This is a genomic window from Phaeobacter sp. HS011 (genome assembly GCF_018101215.1).
Lineage (GTDB): Bacteria > Pseudomonadota > Alphaproteobacteria > Rhodobacterales > Rhodobacteraceae > Phaeobacter > Phaeobacter inhibens.
The window spans coordinates 323,233-348,364 of the sequence record NZ_JAGEUF010000001.1 but is presented as its reverse complement, the minus strand read 5'-3'; the positions used below and the strand labels follow the sequence as shown (position 1 = coordinate 348,364).

General features: G+C 58.7%; 24 protein-coding genes. 10 read left to right on the top strand and 14 right to left on the bottom strand.

Features of this window, described 5'->3' with window-relative positions; translation table 11 throughout:
- Positions 1-5: 5 nt before the first annotated feature.
- Positions 6-563, top strand: a complete 558-nt coding sequence (locus J4721_RS01630) for a gamma-glutamylcyclotransferase (protein WP_102856074.1) — start codon at positions 6-8, stop codon at positions 561-563.
- Here the strand turns inward: J4721_RS01630 and J4721_RS01625 are convergent.
- The 5 genes from J4721_RS01625 to tsaA are packed head-to-tail and all read right to left on the bottom strand — an operon-like array spanning position 560 to position 6,001.
- Positions 560-2,056: an ABC transporter ATP-binding protein gene (locus J4721_RS01625; protein WP_211001968.1), complete on the bottom strand. Its 1,497-nt coding sequence runs from the start codon at positions 2,054-2,056 to the stop codon at positions 560-562. The two genes, J4721_RS01630 and J4721_RS01625, sit on opposite strands and share 4 nt — an antisense overlap.
- Complete coding sequence (locus J4721_RS01620; protein ID WP_211001967.1) at positions 2,053-2,862, bottom strand: ABC transporter permease; 810 nt, start codon at positions 2,860-2,862, stop codon at positions 2,053-2,055. The genes J4721_RS01625 and J4721_RS01620 overlap by 4 nt, the downstream gene beginning before the upstream one ends.
- Positions 2,863-3,906, bottom strand: coding sequence for an ABC transporter permease (locus tag J4721_RS01615; RefSeq protein WP_211001966.1), 1,044 nt, complete (start codon positions 3,904-3,906; stop codon positions 2,863-2,865).
- A gap of 4 nt (positions 3,907-3,910) precedes the next feature.
- Entirely contained in the window at positions 3,911-5,512 is a 1,602-nt protein-coding gene (locus tag J4721_RS01610; protein WP_211001965.1) for an ABC transporter substrate-binding protein, read from the bottom strand.
- A 42-nt stretch (positions 5,513-5,554) separates the two neighbouring features.
- The gene (gene tsaA / locus J4721_RS01605) at positions 5,555-6,001 is read right to left on the bottom strand and encodes a tRNA (N6-threonylcarbamoyladenosine(37)-N6)-methyltransferase TrmO (protein ID WP_027246541.1); all 447 of its coding nucleotides are present in this window, start codon (positions 5,999-6,001) and stop codon (positions 5,555-5,557) included.
- 310 nt (positions 6,002-6,311) lie between these two features.
- Between tsaA and J4721_RS01600 the strand changes: the two genes are divergently transcribed.
- The 4 genes from J4721_RS01600 to J4721_RS01585 all read left to right on the top strand — a co-directional run bounded on the left by J4721_RS01600 (position 6,312) and on the right by J4721_RS01585 (position 10,823).
- Positions 6,312-7,769 carry an SLC13 family permease gene (locus tag J4721_RS01600; protein WP_102875461.1) on the top strand — a complete coding sequence of 486 codons (1,458 nt, stop codon included), beginning with the start codon at positions 6,312-6,314 and terminating at the stop codon, positions 7,767-7,769.
- A 130-nt stretch (positions 7,770-7,899) separates the two neighbouring features.
- On the top strand, positions 7,900-9,225 hold the full coding sequence (locus J4721_RS01595; RefSeq protein ID WP_211001964.1) for a vanadium-dependent haloperoxidase: 1,326 nt from the start codon (positions 7,900-7,902) through the stop codon (positions 9,223-9,225).
- Between the two features lie 91 nt (positions 9,226-9,316).
- Positions 9,317-10,378 carry a hypothetical protein gene (locus J4721_RS01590; protein WP_211001963.1) on the top strand — a complete coding sequence of 354 codons (1,062 nt, stop codon included), beginning with the start codon at positions 9,317-9,319 and terminating at the stop codon, positions 10,376-10,378.
- Between the two features lie 4 nt (positions 10,379-10,382).
- Positions 10,383-10,823, top strand: a complete 441-nt coding sequence (locus J4721_RS01585) for a hypothetical protein (protein WP_211001962.1) — start codon at positions 10,383-10,385, stop codon at positions 10,821-10,823.
- Positions 10,824-10,902: 79 nt separating this feature from the next.
- On the opposite strand, the gene J4721_RS01580 is transcribed toward J4721_RS01585, so the two are convergent.
- Together J4721_RS01580 and paaZ are read right to left on the bottom strand one after the other, a co-directional pair.
- The gene (locus J4721_RS01580; RefSeq protein ID WP_014881712.1) at positions 10,903-11,472 is read right to left on the bottom strand and encodes a flavoprotein; all 570 of its coding nucleotides are present in this window, start codon (positions 11,470-11,472) and stop codon (positions 10,903-10,905) included.
- Positions 11,473-11,506: 34 nt separating this feature from the next.
- Positions 11,507-13,639 (bottom strand): phenylacetic acid degradation bifunctional protein PaaZ, encoded by a 2,133-nt coding sequence (paaZ, locus tag J4721_RS01575; RefSeq protein WP_211001961.1) that lies wholly within the window; start codon positions 13,637-13,639, stop codon positions 11,507-11,509.
- A 331-nt stretch (positions 13,640-13,970) separates the two neighbouring features.
- On the opposite strand from paaZ, the gene J4721_RS01570 reads away from it, so the two are divergent.
- The gene (locus J4721_RS01570; protein ID WP_211001960.1) at positions 13,971-15,080 is read left to right on the top strand and encodes an NAD-dependent epimerase/dehydratase family protein; all 1,110 of its coding nucleotides are present in this window, start codon (positions 13,971-13,973) and stop codon (positions 15,078-15,080) included.
- Positions 15,081-15,084: 4 nt separating this feature from the next.
- Here the strand turns inward: J4721_RS01570 and J4721_RS01565 are convergent, their stop codons facing one another.
- Both J4721_RS01565 and J4721_RS01560 read right to left on the bottom strand, forming a co-directional pair.
- Positions 15,085-16,329: a lytic murein transglycosylase gene (locus tag J4721_RS01565; protein WP_211001959.1), complete on the bottom strand. Its 1,245-nt coding sequence runs from the start codon at positions 16,327-16,329 to the stop codon at positions 15,085-15,087.
- Between the two features lie 69 nt (positions 16,330-16,398).
- Positions 16,399-16,872 (bottom strand): Lrp/AsnC family transcriptional regulator, encoded by a 474-nt coding sequence (locus J4721_RS01560; RefSeq protein ID WP_014881707.1) that lies wholly within the window; start codon positions 16,870-16,872, stop codon positions 16,399-16,401.
- 84 nt (positions 16,873-16,956) lie between these two features.
- On the opposite strand from J4721_RS01560, the gene J4721_RS01555 reads away from it, so the two are divergent.
- Positions 16,957-17,982 carry a pyridoxal-phosphate dependent enzyme gene (locus tag J4721_RS01555; RefSeq protein ID WP_211001958.1) on the top strand — a complete coding sequence of 342 codons (1,026 nt, stop codon included), beginning with the start codon at positions 16,957-16,959 and terminating at the stop codon, positions 17,980-17,982.
- Positions 17,975-19,102 (top strand): amidohydrolase, encoded by a 1,128-nt coding sequence (locus J4721_RS01550; RefSeq protein ID WP_211001957.1) that lies wholly within the window; start codon positions 17,975-17,977, stop codon positions 19,100-19,102. Before J4721_RS01555 ends, J4721_RS01550 begins: the two co-directional genes overlap by 8 nt.
- Here the strand turns inward: J4721_RS01550 and J4721_RS01545 are convergent.
- The 5 genes from J4721_RS01545 to J4721_RS01525 are packed head-to-tail and all read right to left on the bottom strand — an operon-like array spanning position 19,094 to position 22,912.
- The gene (locus tag J4721_RS01545; RefSeq protein WP_254682957.1) at positions 19,094-20,254 is read right to left on the bottom strand and encodes a sensor histidine kinase; all 1,161 of its coding nucleotides are present in this window, start codon (positions 20,252-20,254) and stop codon (positions 19,094-19,096) included. The two genes, J4721_RS01550 and J4721_RS01545, sit on opposite strands and share 9 nt — an antisense overlap.
- Before the next feature lie 4 nt (positions 20,255-20,258).
- Positions 20,259-21,272, bottom strand: coding sequence for an ATP-binding protein (locus tag J4721_RS01540; protein WP_211001956.1), 1,014 nt, complete (start codon positions 21,270-21,272; stop codon positions 20,259-20,261).
- Positions 21,269-21,676 (bottom strand): ATP-binding protein, encoded by a 408-nt coding sequence (locus J4721_RS01535; RefSeq protein WP_211001955.1) that lies wholly within the window; start codon positions 21,674-21,676, stop codon positions 21,269-21,271. The genes J4721_RS01540 and J4721_RS01535 overlap by 4 nt, the downstream gene beginning before the upstream one ends.
- On the bottom strand, positions 21,673-22,035 hold the full coding sequence (locus J4721_RS01530) for an STAS domain-containing protein (RefSeq protein WP_211001954.1): 363 nt from the start codon (positions 22,033-22,035) through the stop codon (positions 21,673-21,675). Before J4721_RS01530 ends, J4721_RS01535 begins: the two co-directional genes overlap by 4 nt.
- 1 nt (position 22,036) lies before the next feature.
- Entirely contained in the window at positions 22,037-22,912 is an 876-nt protein-coding gene (locus J4721_RS01525; protein ID WP_014881700.1) for an STAS domain-containing protein, read from the bottom strand.
- Positions 22,913-23,131: 219 nt separating this feature from the next.
- On the opposite strand from J4721_RS01525, the gene J4721_RS01520 reads away from it, so the two are divergent.
- Both J4721_RS01520 and J4721_RS01515 read left to right on the top strand, forming a co-directional pair.
- Positions 23,132-23,629: an MgtC/SapB family protein gene (locus J4721_RS01520; RefSeq protein WP_247655758.1), complete on the top strand. Its 498-nt coding sequence runs from the start codon at positions 23,132-23,134 to the stop codon at positions 23,627-23,629.
- 108 nt (positions 23,630-23,737) lie between these two features.
- On the top strand, positions 23,738-25,084 hold the full coding sequence (locus J4721_RS01515; protein ID WP_076620369.1) for a hypothetical protein: 1,347 nt from the start codon (positions 23,738-23,740) through the stop codon (positions 25,082-25,084).
- Positions 25,085-25,132: the final 48 nt, after the last annotated feature.

Below are 25,132 nucleotides of genomic sequence, written 5' to 3'. Positions count from 1 at the left end.
GCATAATGTCCGACACACTTTGGGTTTTTGCTTATGGGTCATTGATCTGGGACCCCGGATTTGAACCAGCCGAGCAGCTGCCCGCCCAGCTCAGCGGCTATCAGCGCCGGTTCTGCCTGAATTCTCTGCGCTATCGCGGCACATTTGCGCAGCCTGGCCTGGTGCTCGCATTAGACGCCGCAGAAGACGCGATCTGCAACGGCGTCGCCTTGGCCGTGCCATCCGGTCAGGAACCAGAGGTCCTGAAAGACCTGCGCGCGCGCGAGCTGTTCAATCCCGCATACCGTGAGATCAAGACGCCGCTTGCCCTCGCGGATGGCCGCATGGTCGAGGCGCTGACCTATGTCGTCAATCGAGATCATGAGCAGTACGACAACCACAGCCTGCCCCGGCAGGCGGAGATCATCGCCCATGCAGCGGGTGAACGCGGCCCCAATTGTGACTATCTGTGGAATACGGCCGATCATCTGCGCGATCTTGGGATCGCAGATGACAACCTTGATTGGCTTTCAGCAGAGGTACGTGCGCTGCAGGCAGCACAGAGTGAAGCCAATCGCCGCTAAGCTGCAACGCCGGAAGGACTCAGGCGCAGCTGCCCCTCTGAGAGAAACCGGATATCATGACCCAAGGCCTCTGCCACCTTCGGGTCGTGAGTAAACACGATCAGGGCCAACTGTTCCTGTGCCATAAGGCGCCTGAACAGTTTGAGAATGGTATCGCGAGTATCGCTGTCCAGCGATGCCGTCGGTTCATCCGCAATCATGCAGCGCGGCCGCGACACCAAGGCACGCGCAATGGTCAGACGCTGCGCCTCGCCTCCGGACAGGTCTGCTGCGCGCCTTGACAAAAAGGCGCCCGAATGCGGCAGGTCAACTCTCTGCATCAGCCCTGCAATATCGACATCGTGGCCCGCGCGACCTATGCGGCGACACAGCCGCATCGCATCGCTCAGCACATCACGCACACTCATATGTCGCGCCATTGCCCGATGGGGATGCTGCGAGACCAAAGCCAGCTCCTGTGGACGGCATATCCGAGGCTGGGATTCATCGCGGGCCCGCCACAAAATACGGCCCGTCTGCAAACGTTCGTATCCGCAGAGCAAGCGGGCCAGCGTAGACTTACCGCCGCCGCTCGGGCCAAAGATCGCCAGACACCGACCTGGTCTGACGGCGGCTGAAATGTCACGCAACACCAGCGTTCCGGTCTGTTGGTGCGACAGCCTCTGGATCACCAGCCCCGACGGGCTCGTCGGCAGCGGTTCGGGCCCTGGAACCAACGGGGCTATGCCCCGTTGCGCCGTAGCACGCGTGCGGTGGACCACGGCGCTCCCGCCCGGCTGCATCAGCATCTCAACCGCAGGACCGCGATCCACCAGCTGTTTGTCATGCAGGATCACCATGCGATCTGCCATCTGCGCTGCCAGATCAAAATCATGGGTGATCAGCAATTGGCTTCGCTGCGCCTGCCCCGCGCTGAGTGCAGCAACCGCCAGTGCGCGATTGCCGTGATCCAGCGCAGCGGTCGGTTCGTCAAGGATCAGAACCTGCGGATCACGCGCCAAAGCCAACGCCGTCAAAACCCGCTGGATTTCGCCACCGCTAAGGGTCGCAGGATATCTATGCAGGATGCGCTCTGGAATATTGAACCGCTTGCACAATGCCAAAGCCAGTGAGGTCCGGCGGCGGCTGTGCGGGAGCAGCTCTGCCACATGTTGAAAAACGGTCTGATGCGGGTTTAACGCGTCCGACAGGGCCTGTACGATCAGGCTCAGGTCCGTTCGCCGCAGTTTGCGCTGCTCTGCAAGCGGAGCACGCAGCATATCGACGCCCAGCACCTCCGCGCGCCCTGACCATCTGAAGCCATCCCCGTTTTGATCAGCTGTCTTCACATGACGGCCAGGCAACACACCGAGCAATAGCCGCGCCAGCGAAGTCTTACCGCTACCGGACGCTCCCAGCAGTGCCAGTGTCTGCCCTTTGGGTACCTCAAACGAGACATCCCGAAAGATCGTGCGGGGCCCATGCCAGAGGCAGAGATGATCGACCCGGATCAAAACACAGGCCCTAAAACCGCACCAGAGCGCAAGCGCCGGTCACCTAATTTCAGTGTCGTATGCAACAACAGCGACAAAAGCGCCGCCGGCGGCAACAGGAGCCACATCCACGCGCCGGTATAGAGCTGATCCATCGCCGATTGCATCATGCTTCCCCAAGTTAACAAACGTGGATCAGTCAGGCCCAGAAACGCCAGGCCCGCAGACTTCAGCGCGGCCTGTCTGATATTTTGAACCATCAGTGCGCCCAAAAGCGGGCGCAGCGCTGCAAAAAGGTGCCAGCGCCAGCAATAAAACCACCCTGCCCCCATCACGCGGGCATATTGGACATTTTCGCGCAGAGCCTCTCGCCGCAACACCGCCGCCGCCACCCGCACGTCATCGCTCCAACCTGTCAGCACCAACAATAGGAACAACGCCATGAAACCGGGACTTACCAAGGCCGCGACAAGCAGGAGAAGCAGCATGGTCGGAACAACTTGCAACACATCCACGCACCGCAGCATAAGCGCAGATAAGAATGGGCCGCCAAACACCACAAGGCTTGCCGCCCCCACAGCAAGGCTCACCGTCACCACCGCAGTTGCCATGGCCAACGTCAGTGTGGTCGGCGTGGCAAGTATCAGCCCGATCAGCACATCCTGCCCAATCTCATTTGTACCCAGCCAATGCCCCAGCCCCGGCGACACCAGCACCGCTCTGCTGCTATGATATTCGAGCCATCCAACCGCCTCAGCCAGCCAGATGGCAAGGCACAGCAGGATGACTGCGGCGAAAAGCAGATTCCGTCGGGATGCCAGCTGCATTTAGCCACGCCTCGCAAGATGCCCGGACAGGCCATCAACCAACCAGTTCATAAGCAGGACAACGCCTGCCATAAATACGACCGCTCCCTGCAACAGACCATAGTCCCGATCAAGGATGGCGCTGTAGATCAGATAGCCAGTGCCCGGGTAGGAAAAAACGATTTCCACAAAGAACACGGCACTGACCAGCCCGGTCAACGTATCGCTTAGCCGTGACAGGCAAGCGGGTATCAGGCTGCGCCCGATATAGGCCCATCGAAGGCGCCAGGGTGAGATTCCGCGTGCCCGTGCATTCACTATGAAATCACGTTGGGCCAGATTGAGCGTTTCAGCGCGGGCTAGAAAGTAAAACCGCGCCAACTCATGCAGCGCCAACGCCAGCATTGGCAGGATCGCGTGACGCAGAACGCCCACTGCCTGTCCCAGCTGGTCCATCGCGGGAAAAAGTGGCTCTGCCCCACCAGTAGGCAGAACGGGCCACAGAATGCCAAACACAAGAAGCAGCAGTACTGCCCCGGTGAATGGTGGTAGGCTTGCCAGCATGGTGACAACAGGCGTGACCCAACGATCCACAGATCCGCCCGGCAGCTGCCCGGCCTCGATCCCCGCCAGAGCGCCACCAATGAGGAAGACCGGCATAGCACCTAGGATCAACAATCCAGTCCAGGGCAAGGCAGTCAGTAACAGCTGCAGAACTGGCGCCGCGTGGGGGATTGAATAGCCCAGATCGCCAGCGAGCAGCCTAGACAGGTAAGCCCAGACCTGAGAGGCGATCCCCCCGCCCAGCCCCATCGTCTCCTGCAATTGCTGCACCTCGCCGGTCCCAAGGCCCCGTGCGAGATCCGTTGACAGCATGACCTGCAGCGTATCGCCCGGCATCATGCGCGAGAGCACAGCGCAGAGCACAATGACAAAGCAGAAGATCAATAGCCGCAGAACGAACCCGCCGACAAGGCCCGCAAACCTCCCAACAGCTGGCGATCCTGCGCCTGTGATCTCCGTCGGCACCGGGTGATCCAGCAACGAGGGGGAGGCATTGTCCACCGGTTCACTCCAGGAATATGGATTTGTGAAGCGCTGACGGAATGCCAATGGCCACCCCGCCCGGCATGAACGGTGCCGACAGTTTGTCATTGAATACGGTTGCCATCAGCGGGTTGACCAACATGTAGGACGGAAGGTTCTCTGCATAAAGCTGCTGAAATCTGGCCAGTATCTCCTGGCGTTCGGCCTGACTCTGAGCAACGGCCTGCGCCTTGATCAGGCCTGCCATCTTAGGGTCCGCAGGGAAACGGTCGCTGTTCCAGCCGCGCCCGAAGACCCTGCGCCGGATATTGCCCGGATCGCCCAACGTGCTGGATGAGAACAACGTCAGATCATAGTCGCCGTCAGCCACCAGACTGCGCAGCGCGGCGACCTCCATGACCCGAAGATCAACCGCAAATCCAAACGCTTCCAACTGTTCAGCGATCACTCTGGCGGGCTTCACCTCACGACCATCCGTGAGGAGCCGCAGGCGGATTTCCTCCCCCTGCGTTTGCCAGCGGCCAGCGCTGTTCTGGGTCCACCCTGCAGCCAATAACAGGTCGCGCGCCTGAGCCGGGTCGTAGGCGTAACCCTCCGTTGCCTCGTCACTTTGCCACTTGGAGCCGGGCTGAAAGTAGCCTGTCTCAGCAAGCTCAGCGACCCCGGGAAATGCAATTTCCAGCAACGCAGAACGATCAACGGCATAGGCAATGGCTTGGCGCAATTCTTTCTTTTGAAACTGTCCACGATGATTGAAGCCCAGCCGCAACACATGGTCACTTGGCGAGGTTTCGACAGCAAAGCCAGCGTCCAAAGCCTCAGGAAGGCGATCCGGGGGGAGGTATGAAATCACGTCCACCTCTCCGGCGCTCATCGCTTGAAGGGCGGCATCTGGACCCATCTTTACAATCCAGATCTGGTCAAACCGCGGCCGCCCGAGAGGGTGATCTTCCGTCGCCTCCAACCTGTAACGTCCCTGCGCCTTGTCGTAGGCGGCCAATCGATAGGGGCCACTGCCAACTGCGGCTTCCGGCGTGGCAAATCGAAAAGGATCTTTCACGCCCTCATAGATATGCCGTGGCAGGATAGGAATTGCGGAAAACAAACCCTCGACCAAGCCGTATTCCGCGCGTTTGATATGGATGCGCAGATCATGCACCCCCTCGATCTCAATCCCGGCAAGCGCTTTGACAGATCCAAAAACATAAGGATGCTCAGCCATATAGCGCAGAGTAAAGGCGACATCATCTGCGGTGACCGGGGTTCCGTCATGCCATTTCGCATCCCGTTGCAGTTCAAGAGCGTAACTCAAACCGTCCTGAGATCGCGTCCAAGTCCGCGCCAGCCCCGGCACCGAATTGCCATCTGCGTCCTGGCTGACAAGCGTATCAAAGATGTAACTGGTATAAAGATAGGCGATCCCGTTTTTGCGATGAACATAAGGCGCAAGCATGCCACGGTCGCCCTTGCTGTCAGTGATCACCAACGGCCTCTGGCGATCCGGTTCTGCCGCCATGAGCGCCTCAGCACCCAAACCAAAATACTGCGCAGCGCCAAGCGCCAGTCCGGCAGCCGCAGCATGGGCAAGGAAACGAGGGCGAATAAACCGGTGAACGAACGACATGAGCCTACTTTCTTTGTGGCTGAAGCACTGTGATTGGCTGCGCTACCAGCCGATAGTGGCTTCGGGGCGGGCATCTTCCTGTGGGACAACGGGTTTCAGATCCACAACCGGGGTGCCGTCAATGCAATCCAGCCCACTGATCGTCAGAACCCCATCGGAGTGGTTCAGCAATTGAACCGCGCTCAGGCCGATGGGGTTGGGGCGGTTTGGCGCCCGGCTGGCAAAAACCCCGCGGGCAACCTGGCTCCCACGTGCCTGCCGTATCCGCGCGGTGCGGTCGGATTTATGCAGCCAGTAGAGCACCCACAGATGCGAGGCCAATTCGATATTCTGTAGCGCGCCATGGTATTCAGGGGCCAACTCAATCCGACTGGTGGCTGGATTGCGGCGTCCAGACATCGGGCAGTCTCTGACTTCTTCAAACCCGGTGCGGACCACACCAATTGGCCTGATTTCAAACGCCTCGGTGGGCACTTTCAGAAGTTGCATCGCATCGGTCATGGTGTCTCGCAAACGGTATGTGGGAGGGAATGGGCTGGCTCACCTGTCAAAACAGGTTTGGGCGGGCCACCGTGGAACGGTTGCCCCGTGATATTGCGCAGGTCAGCCATCGTAAAATCGGAAATCCGGAGCGTTAACCTCAGAATTTCTGAGGTCTTGAGACTCATAGCATTGAAACCCTGAGGCCAGCGGAGGGTTTGGATTTTATGAGGCCCCGTCTCTGATAAATCGATTAGCATCAGGCCCCTAACGGGCGGCATATCGGGACCTGACCCCGGATCAGAGGACCTTCAGACGCATGACCGACCAAAGCAACTCAGCCCCGCCAACATCCGCACATCAATTGACCGGCGCAAGCCGATCCCTGTCACAAATGCTGCGAAACAAGCGCTCCCTTTGGACAGTGGTTCTGATCCTAACCTGCGCCGGACTGTCAGCTTTCGCGACCTCAATATACCTGTCCCCCGATCTGATGGGTGTTGCCGCCCTTTCGGTTGGGGCGATTGGTCTTTGGGCAACCGGTCTTGTGCCTGAGTATTGGACGGCCTTGGCCTTTTTTCTGGTCGCCGTGATATTCGGCGTCGCAGCGCCTGAAACCATCTTCTCTGGCTTTCACTCATCAACGTTTTGGCTTTTGTTCAGTGGCTTGGTCCTAGGCGCTGCCATCAAGCACACCACCCTCGACAAACGGGCTGCCGGTATACTCGCGTTGCTGCCGCTACGCAGTTACGGCGGCCTGCTGACCGGCATCGTGGTCTTTTCCGTGGCTCTGGCCTTTGTGATGCCATCGTCCATCGGGCGGATCATGATCCTGCTGCCGGTGATCTCTGCACTGGCGGAGCGCGTCGGCTTTGGCGCTGCCTCAAATGGTCGGACCGGAATGTTGGCAGTTGCCACCTTTGGCACCTTCGCCCCGGCTTTCACCATTCTGCCGGCGAATGCGCCAAATATGATCCTCGTTGGAATGTCGGAGACTATCTATGGGATCAATATCTCCTATTTCGACTATCTCCTGCTGCATTTTCCCGTGCTTGGCGTTGTGAAATCCGCAGTGCTGGTCGGGTTGGCCATGGTGATGTTTCCAGACCGCATTCCAACGCATAGCATCAAGGCAGCACCCTCCGCCGCGCCATTCAGCCGCCAGGAACGGATTTTGAGCCTCGTTTTGGCGTTGTGCCTATTGCTGTGGCTAACCGACCAGATCCATATGGTCTCCCCCGCATGGGTGGGTATGGCAGCAGCATTGATCTGCTTACTGCCAGGAGCAGATCTCACGCGCAAAGGATGCATCAACACCGATCTCAGCTACGGAGCCCTGTTGTTTGTGGCCGGCATCATGGGCCTCGGCGCCGTCATATCTTCCGCTGGGCTTGGCGAAGCTGTAGTGGGCGCCATCACCGGAACCGTCGCCTTCGCTGTGGAGTGGCCGGTATGGAACACATCGATCCTGATTGGGCTGTCAACGCTGGTGGCGATGATCACAAATCTACCCGGTGTGCCAGCCGTGATGACCCCACTTGCAGGCGAGTTATCTGACGCAACTGGCTTGCCGCTCGAAACGGTCCTGATGACACAGGTCGTGGCGTTCTCCAATGTCTTCCTCCCGTTTCAGGCACCTCCATTGATCGCAGCCATTCAGGCCGGGAACCTACCCGCGGGGGCGGTAATCCGACTGTGTCTCAGCCTCTTTCTGATTAGCCTTCTGCTTTTGGCACCGCTGGATCTGCTGTGGTGGCATCTCCTTGGAATGTTCTGATCCCGTTGTTTTTACCACGACGAAGGCGCTCCAGAAGAAATACTGAGGGGCGCCTTCCGGACTTTCGATTTGTGCGAACGGCCAAAGCGTTTCTACCTGTAGCTGCACTTTTTACGGACGAGGTACTCCGATGTTGACCCTGACCCCATGGCGCCGCCAGCTGCTCTCGCACACCTGTATCACCGGTCTGGCCACCGCGCTCTTTTTTACCGCCAGCGGATCGGCTCAGGCTGAATTGGCAGCCGACTGGCAGGAAACCGCAATGCGGTTTGTTGTTGAGGAAAAATGGCCCGGCGCGCAACGCCAGCGCACGCTGGCATTGCTGCATGCTGCGATGTTTGATGCTGCGAATGCAATTGATGGCAGCTATCATGCCTATGCATATGATGGCCCCCAGCAACCCGGCGCCGATCGACGTGCTGCGGTAACGCAGGCGGCCCTGGTTGTCATGCAGACCCTTATGCCAGAGCGGGAGGCAGACCTGACTGCCGCTGCCGAAGCAATCCTGGGCGACATCACAGATGATGAGGCGCGGGAGGCAGGCGTGCAGCTCGGCGCGCTTGCCGCAGAGGCGGTGCTCGAAAAACGGGCAGCGGACGGCGCTGACTTCGCAAGCGATTTTACCCCTGGTCAGGCAGATAACGGCGTCTATCAGCCCACCTCTGAGCGGCCCATGGTTGCACCCAAAATCCGCAACATGCAGCCCTTTGCTCTTACCTCCGCCACGCAGTTCGACGTGCCGCCGCCACCGGAGCTCATCAGTTTTCAGTTTCAGCGTGATCTGGCGGAGGTCGCAAAACTCGGCGGCGCAGTGTCGCAGAGCAATCCTGAGTTGATCGCTATCGCAAAACTTCATGCCGGGTCCGGGTCGGGAGCTTGGAACCAGATTGCACGCGACAGCAGCCGCGCCTGCGCGCTCCCACTGGTTGAGGAAGCCCGGACACTTGCACTGTTGAATATTGCTCTGACCGACGCATTGGTCGCCGGGTTCAATGCCAAGTACACCTATCAGTTCTGGCGGCCGGAAACTGCGATTGCCGCCCTGGGCAAAGGCTATGACCACCCGACACTGGACAAGATAGACGGCTGGTCCCCCTTAGTCGCTGCCCCCATGCATCCGGAATATCCCTGCCAACACTGCACCAGTGGAAGCGCCGCTCAGCAGGTCATGGAAACTGTCTTTGGTGCAGATGAGTTTACCTTCAGCTTTGAGGGGAAAGACGGCTACAGCCGCAACTATCAGACCTTCGCACAATTCGCTGAAGAGGAAGCAGAATCGCGTGTCATCGGCGGCGTACACTATCGTCGCTCAAACACGGTCGGCGACATGCTCGGCTATCAGATCGGCAGCCACATCAGCGCTGAATTTCTGACCCCTGCAAACGCCGGTCCGGGCGACGATAGCGCGGCAGCGACGGAGTGCGCGGGCGTTCTGACCTCAAAACTGTCACAATAACACCGTCAGGGTAACGTAATCCCCGCAGCAGGTTGCACCTGTTGCGGGGACCTGCTGCGAATGTGCTCGCCACTAGCCAAGGAGCCAGACTATGGCGCAGCCTGTCTCTGCCCGTATAGTTCTCAGTCTGGGCGTCGGCATGATCCTGATCAGCGGATCTGCGGCAGCACATGAACCATGGCTGCTGACGCCCCAAGAGGTTCAAACCCTGTCACAGCGCAGCGTGCCCGAGCTGTTTCGCAGCCCTGGCCTATTGCTTGTCTTCGCCCTTTTCGCAACGCTCGCCGTATTCGCAGCCGTGCTCGCGGGGCAACTCTTGCGCCCAACAGAGGACCGGCTTTTCAGAAGCTTGAATCATCGCAGTCACGACTGGGGTCCGTTGTGCCTGCGTCTTGGTCTGGGGACAACTGTGGGCATGAATGCTCTGGGCGGACTGCCCCGGCACGGCACTGAAACATGGAGCACCCCAACACTGTTTGTCCCCGATATGCAGCTGGCTCTTATCCCTGGCTGGGACTGGCTTGCGTTGCCTGCGCTGATCACATCTGTGTTGCTGGTATTGGGCCTTGGTACACGGCTGGCCGCTCTTGGCATCCTTGGTCTTGTTGCGTTTGGCAGCTGCCTGTTCTCCCTCGACTTCATCGCCTACTACGGCTTCCATTTTGCCGCGCCGGCGTTTCTGCTCCTGCATGTTGGTAGTGGCTCACTCAGCCTTGATCGCCTGCTGCCGCCAAGCCTCCCACCGCTTTTGCCCAATGCGCCTTCGTTGGTCTGGAGCTTGGTTCAAATAACCATGGGCGGAACCTTTGCAGTGATCGCTGTCTTGGTGAAATTTCTGCAACCCACCCTGCTGATCGCAATTCTGGAGCACGGGAACATATGGTTCTTCGGCCTGCCGCTATCGGTTGTTGCACTGACGATGATGGCGATTGAGCTGATGGCCGGCATTCTTCTGGCCCTTGGGCAATTGATACGGCCCATCTCGCTGTTTCTGCTCTGTGCTTTCACCTTCTTCGCAATCAGCCTGCAGGAAACTCCCCTGCTGCATGGCAATCTATATGGGGTTTTTCTATTCTTCCTGCTGCACGGCGGCGCCCCTATTGATCTGTTGCAGCGACCGCAGGCCGCCCTTTCCGAAGCCCAAAGGGCCTAGCGGGATGCTGCAAAGAGTGTTCTGCATCAGCATGCTTGCCGCGACCCCGCTCATTGCCATCTGTGCCTGCTTGCCGCAAATCAAACAGGTGGACGCCCTGCCCGCTGCACTTTTTGTCACGCTTCCGGCTCACCAACCGCAGCCAGACCTTCGGGTCAGCAGCGTCTACAACGCGGCGGATGGTTGGCGCCTGCGGATCGAGGTCGAGAATTTCGTCTTCACCGACCTTTGCGTCAGCAATGCCACCAACCTGGCGCGGGGGCATGCCCATATTCATCTTGGTGACAAAAAACTCGCTACTGCCTATCAGCCAAATGTCGTGCTTGGACATCTACCAACCGGACGGCATCGCGTGACGGTGTCCCTTCGTGCGCAGGATCATCGGGTTCTTGGACGGGAAAGGGGCGGGACATTCGCAGCTACGGTCATCATTGACGCACTCTGACGCACAGCAAAACCCACACAGTAAAACCGGCGCAGCTGCACATCTGCGCCGGATAGTATCAGATCCCTATTGGCCGATATCAACGAGCTGTGGGCAACCGATTTTGCAGAATCTGCACAACCTTCTCCGGATCAGGCAGCGAGTGATGCCCGTGCTGGATCTTCAGCAACGGATCGTAGTTCTCGCGCCAAACCGGTTCAAACACCTCATAGCCGTCTTCGCGCAGCTGGGAGACGTTGCGACGCACCGCCGGCTTTTCCCACATCGGACCGCCCATGACAGGGAACAGCAACACCGGAAAGGTCGCGGCCAGAATCACAGTGGTCAGTCGGTTTTGCGAGGATCCATGCGCTATCGCAGACAGCGTATTCGCCGTCGTAGGCAGAATGGCCAGAATATCGTGATCCGCAACAATGCGGCCCGGTTTATCGGTCGGCCAATCCTTGGGGTTATCACCGCTGATCACCCGATCCAGAAACAACGCAACCGCGTCCATATTCACGAATTTCGTTGCAGTCGGTGTAAACAGCGCGGTGAGTTCACAGTCGATCTCATTCTTGATCGCCCGAAGGTACAACGGTAGCATCGTGGCATCCAGTGAGCCCGTAACCCCAATGAGAATACGCGGGCGCGAAGCAGTGTCAGTCATTGAAAATGTCCTGTAATCAGTTTGTTAATATACTCTATTCAGCCGGTTGCTGAACCGGATTCTGTGCCCTGTGAGGGGTGGCTGCCGTATGCGGCGCAGCTTTATGTTCACTCACGTTGTCCTGAGGAACCGGCGGCCAACTCTTCATCACCAGGGTCAGCAGATCGAACCGAGCGACCACCGCACCACAGGCATTCAGAACGCAACAGTCCCAACGCACATCTCCAAAGGGAGCAGAGGCGCGCGGTGTGATTTCCTTGCAGGTCACGCGCACATGCAAGCAATCGCCAAAATACACCGGTGCGTGAAAACGCAAATTATCGGAGCCGATATTGGCCAGAACAGGGCCCGGCGCAGGATCAACCAGAAGCCCGTTCGCAAAGGACACCACCAATTGCCCATGCGCTACGCGGTCATCAAAAAACGGGTGTGAGCGTGCTGCTTCACGGTCCATATGGGCGTAGAATACATCCCCGGTAAAATGGGCAAATTGCTCTACATCCTGTTCAGTAATCTGTCGCGTTTCAGTGATGAGCTGATCCCCAATCCGCAATGTTTCCAGAGATTTACGAAACGGGTGCCCGTTGTGCCTGGTCTCCGCCCCTTCAACCCATCGGCCCGTGAGTGCGGTCAGCAACTGCGGCGGCGCGTGTATCTCCGTGCGCATCATATAGGCGGCGACAGCATGGCGGATGTCTTCTGCGCCACAGACCTGTGCATGGTGTGTCGCAGCGAATAGCCGCGGCACTGATGGATCCGGCGACAACTCCAAGGCCTGGCGTGCCATTTCACTTCCGCAAATCCGGATTTGACCTTCCGCTGATGTCAGGCAGGCCGCTGCTTCCTGTGCCAGTGGGCTATCGTTGGTAAAGACATTTGAGTAGCGCGAGCAGGGCGCCAGATTGGCAAGCGCGATCGCGTCACACAGGCTGTCGTAGGCCATAGCCGTCGCAACGGGCCCCTGAACGAAGGTCTGGTGAACGTCAGGGGTGTTGGCAGGCTTGGCGCAATGCAATAGCACCGGCGACAGAAAAGCCCCGCCCGTCTCAACCGGTGTAATAGTCGGGTCGGATACGAATTCTGCCCCATGACGTAACTCATCCATTGCCTTCTGCACCATCTCAAGATGCCCGCGTGAAACCAATGCCCCCATCTGGGTGGCCGCATCATCCGGCACTCCGACAATAGTATCCGCTAGGGTCGCGGACAGATCTGCGAGTACTTCGGCCTCGCGGTGGCGGGGCAGAAGAATACGGCGCACAGCATGACGCCGCTGGCCGGCCCTCAGGATCAATTCACTGCGGATCTCTCGCAGGAAAAACTGATATTCTTGGCTGCCCGGGGCCACGTCGCTGCCGAGGATGGCTGCAGACAGGCCCGTTTCGCAGGATTGCAGCCGCACCAGACCGGTAGCCACCGCGGGGTGCTGCCGTAATTTCTGGGCCGTACTGCGGGAGCCGGCAAAGCTGATCGCGTCTCCGGCGGACAGGTTGTCCACAAGCCCCAGAGGCGGGTTGTATATCAGTTGCAAGGCCCCGGTTGGCAGGATCTGACTGTCGTGGATCAGCTTCACCAAGCGTTCGCTCACACAGGCGGTGATTGGATCCGGGCAGACGATGCACGGCACGCCAGCGATGAGTGCGGGCGCGATTTGCTCCAGAAGCCCCGAAACCGGATTATCCAGCGCAGTAACATGCAGCGCAACACCGGACAGCGGGGCGAGGATCTGCTGGCGGCCGGTGGTGCTGCCCGGTCCGATACCATCCTCAAGGTGCAGGACTGGCGCATTGGGCAGTGACTTCAACGCCTGCCCGGCCAGAGCCGATAGGCGCGCAATACCGCCGTCCACATCCAGTTCACAGTCATGCCGCGTTGCACCAATGGTCAGGCTCTCACGATAGAGTGCAGCGCGATTGTCCTTCAAAATACGTGCAACAGCCCGCAGTTGCTGCGCACGATCCTGAAACCCCATAGCGCGCAATGCAGGCCCTCCGACCGCTCGGGCAAAATCAACGGCCTGGATCCCGTCATCACTACCGTAAGCAAGCACAGCATTAGGTTGGTTGGTTGCCGCATCGGCAAACACCTGGGTCTGCGCGCCGCAGTGATCCCATCTTTCTGCAATCAAACTTTGAAGAAAACGGGGTCGTTTTACATGATCAGTCACTTCAAAGCCCTCTTGCTGCGCAATCGCCAGATGATGCGGTGTCCTGATAACCGGGCCCCTGTTCGGCGGCCTAGTTCACCAGAAAGATCCAGTCATTCAGCTGCTAGGGTTCATGCAAAGCGTGCGTTACATCCAATCGAAACTTTGAAATCTGCGCCTCAGGATTTCTGAGGCTGCGGACGCATAGATCATCAGACATCGCTGATGCCCTACCTCAAGATTTTCGATGTGCAATTTTTGTCTGCCGCTGCGAGCTTGCCTGCGGATGGAGGGCGCCCTGCGTGTCAACCTTCCTAGGTTGAACGTATCGCTCTAAGAAGGGGACAATGCCATGACCGGTGCCACCTCGTCGCAAAACCTGAGACAGGCCTCCTTTGGCGGTACTGAACACACGCCTCGGCATATCTGCGTGGCCGGTGTTTCCGGGCTTGCAGGCGCACATATCGCCCGCGCCGCCCTCGCGTTGGGATGGCATGTCACCGGCACATTGCGGGACGCGACAGATACCTCGAAAACGGTTCCGCTCATGGCTTTGCCCGGTGCCCGCGACAGGCTCCGCCTAATATCCGCAGACACGGCCCAACCCGAAAGTTTCGTCGATGCGTTGAAGGATAGCGATGCATTGGTCATCGCCTGCCTGCCGTCTATTCGCAGCGGCCCGGACGGGACCCCTGCAAACGATCTGGATCCGCGCGCCGGGATGGCGCATTGCATAAACCCTGCAAAAACAGCCTGCCGCAACCTTATCACAGCGGCGGATCGCAACGGTATTGGCGATATCGTGCTTCTGTCGAGCACCGCCTCCGCAGATCCGAACCCGCCCCCAGCGATCAAGAATGAACTGCGGCACCATTCTGACCTTGAACACCAGATTGAGCAGAAGAAGTTCATAGCGGCGCAGAAAACCGCGATGGAAATTGCCGCGACACGTCTGGCGCAGGACCGTGACTTGCGTCTGATTATTCTGCTCTCGGGTATGATCCTTGGCCCTGGGATACTGCCCTGCCATCATCAGGGTCATGTGCTGAGCCGTCTTCGCGATATGGCAGTCAAGGCACGTCCGTGGCATCGCAACACGCCAAATGGGTCAATGTCGCTGATCCATCCGGCAGATTTGGCCAGGCAATGTCTGGCCGCTCTGCAAAAACCCGAAGCGGAAGGCCGCTACTTTGCCGTCGCAAAAAGTTGGCAATGGTCTGATATATATCAAGAAATATCAAATTTCGCACCCGAAGACGCCTTGCCCGCAGTTGTCCCCAAGGGGACAACTCCCGCAGCCACCACTGAGTTTGATTTCACCAAACGAGACAGCCTGGCACCGCCCCGTCACGGGTTGCCGGAGATGGTTTCCGGCTTTTATCATTGGCTGGATGAATGCAACGAGGCAAAGCTGGACGATCTGGAAATTGGCGCTGAACCGGCAGGCGCAGTGGCCAGATAGTAGCTTATCTGGACAAGTTGGCTTTCATTGCGGCACTTGGGAAGCAGGTTACCTGTTGTCCAGTCGCCTCCTGCCAGCGGCCGATCGAGCGGCGGGTCTTAAACCCTGCAAGCCCATCTGCGCCGCCAACATCGTAGTCGCGCCGTTCCAGTCCACGCTGCATGGCCGCCACGTCGGAACGCAGCATACTGTCCACCCGGCCCCAAGCGCCTCGAAAATCCTGCACACCAAACTGAATACGATCCCCGACATGCCCGACAAACAGCGCATAGAGATCGCTCTTGTTGTACTCTTTCAGCACATAGAAGTTCGGTGTCACGAGGAATGCCGGCCCGTTGCGCCCTGCCGGCATCATCAGATAGGCCACGCCGTCACGTTCATGCGCGGGAAAGGCGCGGCCAGAACCGCGGTGAATGCCTAGCGCCTCCCACTCGCGAATGCTCTGCCCTTGATCAGGTCCTTCCAGAGCACAGGATACCGAGGCAGGCACTGAAACCTCAAAGCCCCAATCGCGAGTCTTGTCCCAGCCGTGTCGCGCCAAATATCCCCCGATTGAGGCGATCGTATCCGCTTCTGAGCGCCAAATATCGGCGCGCCCATCCCCATCGCCGTCTTCGGCAAACTTGAGGAAACTGGACGGCATGAACTGCGGCTGCCCCAGCGCGCCCGCCCAACTGCTCCGCATAGCCTGTTCCGGCGCATGACCTGCCTCAGCGATCTGCAGCGCAGCAATCAATTCTTGGCGGAAATAGTCAGCGCGGCGACTCATAAATCCCTTCGTGCCCAGAACTTCAAAGACGTTGTGAGGGATCTTTACCTGACCATACCCGCTCTCGCGGCCCCAGATCGCCAGAATGATCCGTCCCGGCACGCCGGTCCTGCGTTCGGTTTGTTGCAAGGCGGACGCATGACGCTTAGCCATCCGGCGCCCCATCGAGGTTGCGCCATCAACGGAACCGCGGTTGAAATATCGTCCCGGCGCGCCAAATTCCGCCTGACGCTGGCGGCGGGGCAAGGTCGCTTTGCTGCCGGGCGGCACCAGATCCGGCAGGTCCCAGTTCAATCTCACTTTGGAGAAGGCCGCATCAAATGTCGGGCGCAGCACCCCGACCGCCCGGGCCTCAGGCCAAATGTCCTGTGCCAACCATTGCTGAAACTGCCTCTCGACCTTTGCGCGATCCACAGCCCACGCAGGCCCATATGGCAACGCCAACAGGATCATCAGAAGTGATAGCAAACGAAACAACATCTCAGACACTCCATCCGGTTTATTACTGGGGCCGACGTGGCAACAAAGCACCGCCTTGCCAGTCTGATGTCATCCCGCGGAGACCGGAATTTCAAGGCTGACTTTCTTGCGCCCCATCACCACAGAGGTCCGGAAGCGACGCACATTTGAGTCCTCGAAAAACAACCGCTTGGTCAACTCTTCAAAGGCCTCCATATCCGACGCGGTGCAGATCAGACAGAAATCCGCCTCACCTGTCAGATAGTAGCACTGCTGAACCATCGGTTCGGACCCTGCCCGGCGGGTGAAGGCGTCGATCTGGTCCAACCGCTCCCGTTCCAGTTCCACCATCACCACAAATGTCATTGGCATACCGACCTTGGCCGGGTCAACCAATGCAATTTCATCCGTGATTACCTTGCGTTGGCGCAGCGATTTCAGGCGCCGCTGTACGGAGGCAGCCGACAACCCCGCCTGAGCCGCCATAGCCTCAAGCCCAAGCCGCGTATTGCGTTGCAGAAGCGTTAGAAGCGTCACATCCGCCTTATCGAGTTTTTCACCCATAGAACCTCATCAGAGTGCAATATTTTTTCGCATTTAGTCTAACTTTGACCAGAACATAGCAATACTCTTGCCTAGACTGATGACATGAACAAGATCAATGTCACGCTCGACCCCGCCAAGCCCCAACAGATGCTACACGCCTGCCCTGCGTATCGTCCCTCCCCGTTGGCCTTGCATGAGGTGGCCGGCCAGCAGGTCTGGATCAAGGATGAGACCAATCGGATAGGCCTTGGGGCATTCAAGGCGATGGGCGGTGTCTATGCTGTCGCCGAGTTGTTGATGCGCGCAACCGGATTGACAGAGAATGACCTGACCAGTGACACAGGGCGAGCGGCGGCATCGAATGTGACCTTTGTCTGTGCGAGTGCTGGGAACCATGGCATGGCCGTTGCCGCCGGGGCACGGCTTTTTGGAGCGGCTTGCCGCATCCATCTCGCCGATACCGTACCTGAGGATTTTGTCCAGCGGCTGCGTGCCAAGGGCTCCGAAGTCGTCCGCTCCGGTGCGACCTATGAGGAGAGCATCGCCGCCGCCATCAAGGATGCAGAGGAAAGCGGCGCAGTTCACTTGGCCGATGGGTCCTGGCCCGGCTACACAGAGCCACCCCGTCTGGTGATGGAAGGTTACACGGTGATCGCGCAGGAAATGCGCGACAGTTTCGCAAGCTCGGGCCAATGGCCGACCCATGTCTACCTGCAGGCCGGTGTCGGCGGTCTGGCTGGAGCGATGGCCTATATGATCCGTGCCAATTGGACTGTTCAGCCCGAAATCATCGTGGTTGAACCCGACGCGGCTCCTTGCCTTCAGCAGAGCGCACGCGCAGGTGAAATGGTGACGGTAGAAGGCCCGGTCTCCAATATGGGGCGTCTGGATTGCAAGACACCCTCGATGCTTGCCTACAAAATATTGTCCAAGGAAGCCGACCGATATGTGACGATCTCTGACTCAGCGGCGCTCAGAGGGGCTGAGATCTCCGCCACGCTTGGGATCGCAAGTACCCCATCCGGCGCTGCCGGGCTGACGGCTTTGGTTCAGGATCTGGAAGCAGGCACATCTCCTGACATGCGGCCCCTGGTGATCGTTTCAGAAGGAGGCGTTGAGGATGCCTGAGCTGGATCTCGCCGCCTTTCGGCGTGATTTACACGCGCATCCGGAAACAGGTTTTGACCTCACACGTACATCAGATGCCATTGCCAAAGAACTGGAGCAGGCCGGGCTGACGGTGACCCGCGGAATTGGTGGCACGGGTCTCGTGGCCACATTGACACGGGGTGAGTCCACCGCTGGTATTGCGCTGCGCGCCGATATGGACGCGCTGCCGATTGAGGAAGCCACCAACCTCTCCTATCGCTCACGCCATCCCGGCCAGTTTCATGGCTGCGGTCACGACGGACACAGCACCATGCTACTGGGCGCTGCACTGCGTCTGGCGCATGATCCTGACTTCAACCAGACCGTCCATTTTCTCTTTCAACCGGACGAGGAAAACGGCACTGGCGCTGCGGCGATGATTGCCGATGGGCTGTTTGATCGCTTTGATATCACCCGGATCTATGGTCTTCACAACATGCCGGGGATGCCGCTTGGCCATTTCGCGACTGAAACCGGTGCGTTCTGTGCCTTTGAGGATAATTTCGAGATCCGCATCACCGGACGAGGCGGCCATGCCTCCATGCCAGAGAAAGCGATTGATCCAATCGTGACAGGCGCTGCGATCGTCAGTCAACTGCAGACGATCACATCGCGCGCCGTGTCAGCACGGGATCATTGCGTTGTTTCAGTCACGAATTTCGAAACCGACGGCGCGCGTAATATTCTGGCCAGCAACGTATTGATTTCCGGAGACTGTCGGGGATTTGACGCCCATGTCTCCCACACAATCGAACAGCGCATGCGCGACATCGCCAGTGGCATCTGCGCCGCACAAGGTGCCAGCTGCGAGGTGGCCTATTCAACATCGTTCCAGCCATTGGTGAATGACGCAGACGCAACCGCATTGGCCGTTGCTGCAGCAGGGTCCGCTGGCAGCATTGATGCGCAGTACGGGCGTGTGGGATTCTCAGAGGATTTTGCAGCCTTCCTCCAGCACCGCCCGGGCGCATTTATGTTGATGGGCAATGGCACAGAAGGCGCGCATGCCATGCAACTGCATAATCCGGGTTATGATTTTAATGACGACGCCATCGACCACGGCATCACTTACTGGTGCGCCTTGGCGCGATCAGGCTGACTTGTCGGTATGTTCGCGGGCGAACGGCAGGGTAAATTGCACCCGCATGCCATTGGAGCCATCCACCTCGGTTGTGCCTGCATATTTTCCGACCATACTGCGGATCATGCGCCAGCCGAGAGAACCGGAACGTTCAGGTCGGGCATCGCCCTCGGCCAGGCCGCGCCCGTCATCCGCGATCACAAGTTGCAATGCGTCATCCTGTTCGGTCAACTCAACCAGAATATTCCCCTGCTCACGCCCGACAAAGGCGTGCTTGTAAGCGTTCGTCAGCAGCTCACCCGTCAGAAGGCCTAGATCAATCGCCATTGAGCTTGGGATCTCAATGTCATCGCCGCGCACCGATACCGCCACTTTGAGGATCTCGGAACTGAACGCCCCCTCGGCATTGGCGGCGACCTCCTGCAGGAAGGGCAGCGCCTGCAGATGATCAACCCGCGCAGAACGCTGCAATTGTTCGTGCACACGGATCACCGATTGAACCCGCGCCTCCAGATCCGACAGCACAGAAACGGTTTCCGGTGCCTCAGCTCCTCTCCGGCTCATCCGGATCAGCGCGCCGATCAGAGCCAGATTGTTGCCGGTCCTATGATGGACCTCCTTCATCAGAAGATCCCGTTCCGTCAACGCTTCGAGCAGCACCCGATTCTGTTCAGCAAGTTCCGCAACGGGGTCAGCATCCCGGATCTTGCTGATCGCGTCAGTCGCGGCCTGAGCGGCGGCGATCATTCCATCGCTTTTGACCGGACTCAGGAACAGAAGTTCAATCTCTGTGCCCTCCGGTCCGCTGCGTATCGCATGATGATCCGAAAGACGGGACAGCCCGCGCAACCCCAGCCCCAACCCCGGACCAGGCGCGACCCCGCCCCTACGGCCCCGCAAAATATCGTCGAGCCCATCAATCCCAGGCCCCTGATCCGTGATAATGGCCCGCATGGCCACCTTGTTGCCATGCTCCTGCAGGCTCAACCGGACCCGCCCGACACTGGCATGCTGCTGGGCATTTCGAGCCGCCTCAAGCAATGCCGTCACCGCCCGCGTCTGGGAAAACGTCCCGAACTGCAAGGCCTTGGTAATCGCCATCGCGATAAAGCGTAACCTCAGAACATCTTGTTCTGTATCAATTTTCAAAGTGATCAGGGCAGTCGACACGAGTCTACATCTCTTTCGCGATTTTAATGACAGCAAGACTGGCGTCGTCGCGACCCCTGAAATTCTCGGCCATGAGTTTTCCCGCAATCAACAGCGCCGAACGCATCAGCAGAGCGGGTTTCTCGTGGAGGTCCCGTAACGTCAGCAGACCATCGCTGTGCAGAATAACGGTATCACCGGGTTGCAGATCGACCTCATCCGAATACGGAGAAAGTGCGGGGCCTCCGAGATGGCCATCGCGGGTCGCAAATCTCTTCGTCTCGCCCAGCCGGGCGCGGATCGTCGCAATATTGCCAACGGAGGCATAGGACATGCGTCGCCCATCCGCAGCCACTGCCACACAGGCCGCGACAGCACCACGTGTATCCGCAATATCGACAGAAATATCTGCCAAGGCCGCAGCAGGGGTACGACCCGGCTTGTGCCCAAAGGCGTGCAGGACCCGTTCAGCAGCATCCGCCGCCCGGTGACCATGGCCAAGACCATCACAGAGGATCAGATCCAGTCTGCCATCAGGGGTCGCATTGGGTGTCACACATGTCATATCCCAAGCGTCGCCACAGCGGGTTTCTCCGGGGTGGGTCACCAAAAGACCCGCGACCTCCATTGCGGTCGGCCGGTATGGGCGCAGTTGGAATTCACACGCAACAACTGTGCCCTCATCACGGTTTGAATAGATATCAAACTGATCCGACAACCGTTGCATCGCGCCCAAACCCAGCCCTGCCGAGCCTTCGCTGCTGCTCCCGTCCCGCATCATTTTGTCGAGCGCATCGATCCCGGGTCCCTGATCCACGACGATCACCGCCAAACGCGGGCCACCGATGCCCGGCATTCGCTGTAACAGACAACGCCCCCGTTTAGCATATCGCAGAACATTGGTCGCCGCCTCGCTGACAACGATGGCGATTTCTTCGGTCCGGGCCTGTGAAAACCCCGCGACCTGCGCCAGCTGGCGCGCGTTGCGGCGACAGACCGAAACGTCGCTGGGGTCTGAAAGGGGCAACCAATGGGTCATATCCGGGCCATCATCGTCACGCGTGTTCCTTTGCCTTCTTCGGTTTCGACCTCCAGCGCATCGCTCAGGCGTTTCGCGCCGCCCAGGCCGCGCCCCATGCTCCCTGCAGTGCTGAAGCCATCGCTGAACGCAGCGTCCAGATCCACAATCCCGGGCCCATTGTCGACACAGACCACGCTGATTGCGGACGGTTCACTGTGCATATAGATACGCGCTTCGCCTCCGCCACCATGCATCACCACATTTCTTGCAATTTCACTGACCGCAGTGACAAAGCGGGTTTTTTGAACGGTGCGCGCACCGCGCTGATCCATTTCACGGCCAGCGATCCTACGCACCTGAATAACATCGCGATCCCCGATCAGTGCATAAATACCGACCAGAACACCATCCGTGGGTATCATCCCCGATGTTCACCGCGCAGATCGCGCAACGCATGTGTCAGGCTGAGCGCCGTTTTACTCTCGGGCAGGTCCATGCCCAATTCCACCAGTGTCATTGCCACTGCCGGGCGCATGCCAACCACGTAGGTCTGGGCATCCAATAGTTTTGACACGCTGGCCAACTGCGCAAGGATGCGACCAACGAAGGTATCGACAATCTCCAATGCACTGATATCCATGACCACCGCCCGGGCCGCTTCATCCACCACACGCTCGGAGAGGGCCTCCTGCAAATCCAGAATATCAGTGTCAGAAATGTCTTCCTGGATCGCCACCAACAGAACGCCTTCGACAAAGTAAATGGTCGACGCGCCGGACATGTCAGTGATCCTTCTTCTTGGTTATTTCATAACCGACGCGGTTCAACGCATCTGCCAGACCGCTGCGGATGGTAGACCGGGTTGTTACCTCGCCGACATCCACACCCAATTGCACCATCGTCTGCGCGATGGTCGGGCTGATACCGCTGATAATACACTGCGCGCCCATCAGGCGCACAGCCGCAGCCATCCGCAACATATGCTGGGCCACCTGGGTGTCTACAGTCTGCACGCCAGTCAGGTCGACGATAACCACCTCTGCCTGACGGCGCAGAATGGTTTCCAGCAGGTTTTCCATCACCTCCTGCGCGCGTGCTGAATCCATCGTACCGATCAGAGGCAGGGTCAGTACCTTGTCCCACAGCTCAACCACCGGTGTGGACAGTTCCTGCATCTGGTCACGCTGCTGTTCGATAATGCGGTCCCGTTCGGCAATAAAAACCTCTGCACAATAGACTGCAAATGCGTCGATCACCCGGCTGAAGAACCAGATTTCCTCCACCAGGTTGGTCGGGTATTTTGCCAGTTTGTCTTTGAGGCGATAGAACACTGGCGCCTTCAGCGCCAACACGAAGGAAGCCATATCACTGGGGCTCACACCGCGTGAACTGCGTTCCTTGGTGACGTCAACCAACACGCTGCGCAAATCCACCCAAGCGTCACTGGACAAATCAAAACGATCGCCTGTCGCACCCTTTTCGATCCCAGAAATAAGCGCACGCAACAAGCCACTGGTCTGCTCCCGCCCCTCTTTGTGACTGAAAAGATCAATCCGTTGCACACCTTCGTCGCTTTGGGTCGAAATCCAGGACGCAACAATCTCTTCGAAATCATTCTGCAAAATCGTGAGCACAGTTTCAGTGGCGGTTTCTGACATCTCTACCTCATTTGGGCTGGAGATCCGGCGTCGGGCGCGCCGGAGTGCTCTGTGGAATGATCGATTTGATAGCGCTCCGCGACCCCGACTGTAAACAGCGAGTTTTGAAATCACACATAGAGCAGTAGAAATTTTCCTTTTTTCTTGCAAGGATAGGCTACGATGGCCGTATCGCGACACTCGCTGTGCATTTCGGCTGCTCCCTTGGAAAGGTCCACGATGTCCGCATCCCAGACAGCCGCCATGATCGCCTATGACAGTTTTCTTCTGCGCTGCTGTCTCGCTGTTGCTTTGGGCCTGTTGATCGGTCTCGACCGCGAAATCAAAAAGAAGCCACTGGGCGCGCGCGCCTATATGCTGATCTGCCTTGGCTGTTGTGCGCTGACGATGCTCACTCTTAATCTTGCGGCTACTGCGCAGGAGGGAACCGCTGCCGTTGATCCATCCCGGACGATACAAGGTATCGTGGGCGGCATCGGATTTCTGGGTGCCGGGGCGATCATGTCGACTACCGAAACCGGCAAACTGCGTGGGGTTGGCAGCGGTGCAGCCATCTGGGTTGTGGGTGTGGTTGGCATTGCCGTCGGATTCGGTTTCATTGCCGAGGCCGCCTCGGTGGCCTTGCTGGCATTTCTGATCCTCACCATCGTTGATTGGGCGCAACAACATAGACCGGATCTCGACAACGGCCGGGATGCGTCCGACGGCGAGGATTAGGCCCAGTCCCAACGCAAATAGAGCGGCAATTCACCAGCGTTGCGACAGCAGCGATTGCATCTGCTCCTACGCATCATATCTTGGGACGAGCAACAAGGAGCATCGCGCATGACCACCGAACCCAGCGGTCAGCACTCAGATCGTGCCACCGGATCCGCCTCCGGGTTGAGCCGGAGCGAAGCCCGCGCCGCGCAGAACGCCCGCGATCTGGAGGACCACCTCAGCTGGCTTGATAGCATCACAGGTACTGCGCTTGGCGTTCTGGCCGTCGCCTCGGGGATCTACACGTATCTTGGCGTCTCGTCTCTGTTGGATGATACCGGCGCATTTTCGGTGATCGCAGCCTTGGCGTATTCGGTGGCTGTTTCAGTCGGGATTTTTGTGTTCTGGTCGTATATGATGCGTCTGGTGCCAACCGTAAGGACAGCCGCTGCGCGCATTGGTCTTGTACTGTCGATGGCGCTGGGATCGGTTGCGATTATCGCAATGTCGTCCTGGCTGAATGCCGCTGCCTTGGCCGGCGCTGCCGCTGTTGAACAGCATCTGGCTGTGACGGTGCAGGATTATCAGACCGCATTGGAACGCGCGGATGAAATCACCCAGAGTGGTCAGAGCCTGGCGCGGGACGTGGCACGGGTGCGACAGACCTTTGTTGACCTCTCAGAGCAGGAGGCAACCGGTCAATTATCCGGTTTCGCCGGTCAGGGCGCAGTATTCCGATTGCTGCGCCAGAAATCGGATGAGCTGGCGGCGTTGGAAACTCAGATCACCAGCCAACAGCCGCTGGTGGAGGCTGCCTTTGACGAGGGTAATGCCATCCTATCGCGCATGCGGGCGCTCACTGTCGAACAGGGTCCGGTCGCCCAGCGGTCGGTCCTCTTTTCAGAAGAGGCCGTACGCCTGGCCAATGTGATCACCCAGTTGCGCCAACTGTCGGTCGCCCCACTGGTCCAAAGGGCGGCGCGTGACCTTTCCGACAGCGTCGTCACGCCAGAACTGGACGGTTCAGATGCCGCCACCCGACAAGGCCAGCAGGCCACTATCGACAGTGTTCGTCGCGTTCTGGCGCAACGCGCCGATGGGCTGGGCGCGGCGGCCAGCGCAGTGCTGAGCATGACTCCGCCACGCGATACCACCTACACACCTGTCTCTGCCGCTGATGCGGTTATTCTCTATGCCGGTAATTTCGTTCCCTCTTGGGCGGGCGCTATTGCGATTGACCTCCTGCCGGCGGTGCTGGTGTTGATAGTTGCCATTACACAAGCGGCGATCCGTGCCGGGCGCGAAGGGGCCGCCACCGAGGACACAATGACACTGGCGGAGCTGCGCGCCGCCGTAGCCGCCATTCGGGATATTGATACGTCTCTGGAACGCGCGGGTACCTTCGCCGCACCCCCGCCTGGCACTCAGCCTCCCGATGTCGCCAGTCTGGACGATAAACGTCGTGCCGACTAATCCCGACGCCTCGCAACCGATAGCTGCCGCCCGTCATCGGAAAAAACC

What these genes read in the sequence shown, in the direction of transcription:
- J4721_RS01630 (WP_102856074.1), top strand. Translation starts at nt 6, where the DNA reads ATGTCCGACACACTTTGGGTTTTTGCTTATGGGTCATTGATCTGGGAC.
- J4721_RS01620 (WP_211001967.1), bottom strand. Translation starts at nt 2,862, where the DNA reads ATGCAGCTGGCATCCCGACGGAATCTGCTTTTCGCCGCAGTCATCCTG.
- J4721_RS01610 (WP_211001965.1), bottom strand. Translation starts at nt 5,512, where the DNA reads ATGTCGTTCGTTCACCGGTTTATTCGCCCTCGTTTCCTTGCCCATGCT.
- tsaA (WP_027246541.1), bottom strand. Translation starts at nt 6,001, where the DNA reads ATGCAACTTCTGAAAGTGCCCACCGAGGCGTTTGAAATCAGGCCAATT.
- J4721_RS01600 (WP_102875461.1), top strand. Translation starts at nt 6,312, where the DNA reads ATGACCGACCAAAGCAACTCAGCCCCGCCAACATCCGCACATCAATTG.
- J4721_RS01595 (WP_211001964.1), top strand. Translation starts at nt 7,900, where the DNA reads ATGTTGACCCTGACCCCATGGCGCCGCCAGCTGCTCTCGCACACCTGT.
- J4721_RS01590 (WP_211001963.1), top strand. Translation starts at nt 9,317, where the DNA reads ATGGCGCAGCCTGTCTCTGCCCGTATAGTTCTCAGTCTGGGCGTCGGC.
- J4721_RS01585 (WP_211001962.1), top strand. Translation starts at nt 10,383, where the DNA reads ATGCTGCAAAGAGTGTTCTGCATCAGCATGCTTGCCGCGACCCCGCTC.
- J4721_RS01580 (WP_014881712.1), bottom strand. Translation starts at nt 11,472, where the DNA reads ATGACTGACACTGCTTCGCGCCCGCGTATTCTCATTGGGGTTACGGGC.
- J4721_RS01570 (WP_211001960.1), top strand. Translation starts at nt 13,971, where the DNA reads ATGACCGGTGCCACCTCGTCGCAAAACCTGAGACAGGCCTCCTTTGGC.
- J4721_RS01565 (WP_211001959.1), bottom strand. Translation starts at nt 16,329, where the DNA reads ATGTTGTTTCGTTTGCTATCACTTCTGATGATCCTGTTGGCGTTGCCA.
- J4721_RS01560 (WP_014881707.1), bottom strand. Translation starts at nt 16,872, where the DNA reads ATGGGTGAAAAACTCGATAAGGCGGATGTGACGCTTCTAACGCTTCTG.
- J4721_RS01555 (WP_211001958.1), top strand. Translation starts at nt 16,957, where the DNA reads ATGAACAAGATCAATGTCACGCTCGACCCCGCCAAGCCCCAACAGATG.
- J4721_RS01550 (WP_211001957.1), top strand. Translation starts at nt 17,975, where the DNA reads ATGCCTGAGCTGGATCTCGCCGCCTTTCGGCGTGATTTACACGCGCAT.
- J4721_RS01540 (WP_211001956.1), bottom strand. Translation starts at nt 21,272, where the DNA reads ATGACCCATTGGTTGCCCCTTTCAGACCCCAGCGACGTTTCGGTCTGT.
- J4721_RS01535 (WP_211001955.1), bottom strand. Translation starts at nt 21,676, where the DNA reads ATGATACCCACGGATGGTGTTCTGGTCGGTATTTATGCACTGATCGGG.
- J4721_RS01530 (WP_211001954.1), bottom strand. Translation starts at nt 22,035, where the DNA reads ATGTCCGGCGCGTCGACCATTTACTTTGTCGAAGGCGTTCTGTTGGTG.
- J4721_RS01525 (WP_014881700.1), bottom strand. Translation starts at nt 22,912, where the DNA reads ATGTCAGAAACCGCCACTGAAACTGTGCTCACGATTTTGCAGAATGAT.
- J4721_RS01520 (WP_247655758.1), top strand. Translation starts at nt 23,132, where the DNA reads ATGTCCGCATCCCAGACAGCCGCCATGATCGCCTATGACAGTTTTCTT.
- J4721_RS01515 (WP_076620369.1), top strand. Translation starts at nt 23,738, where the DNA reads ATGACCACCGAACCCAGCGGTCAGCACTCAGATCGTGCCACCGGATCC.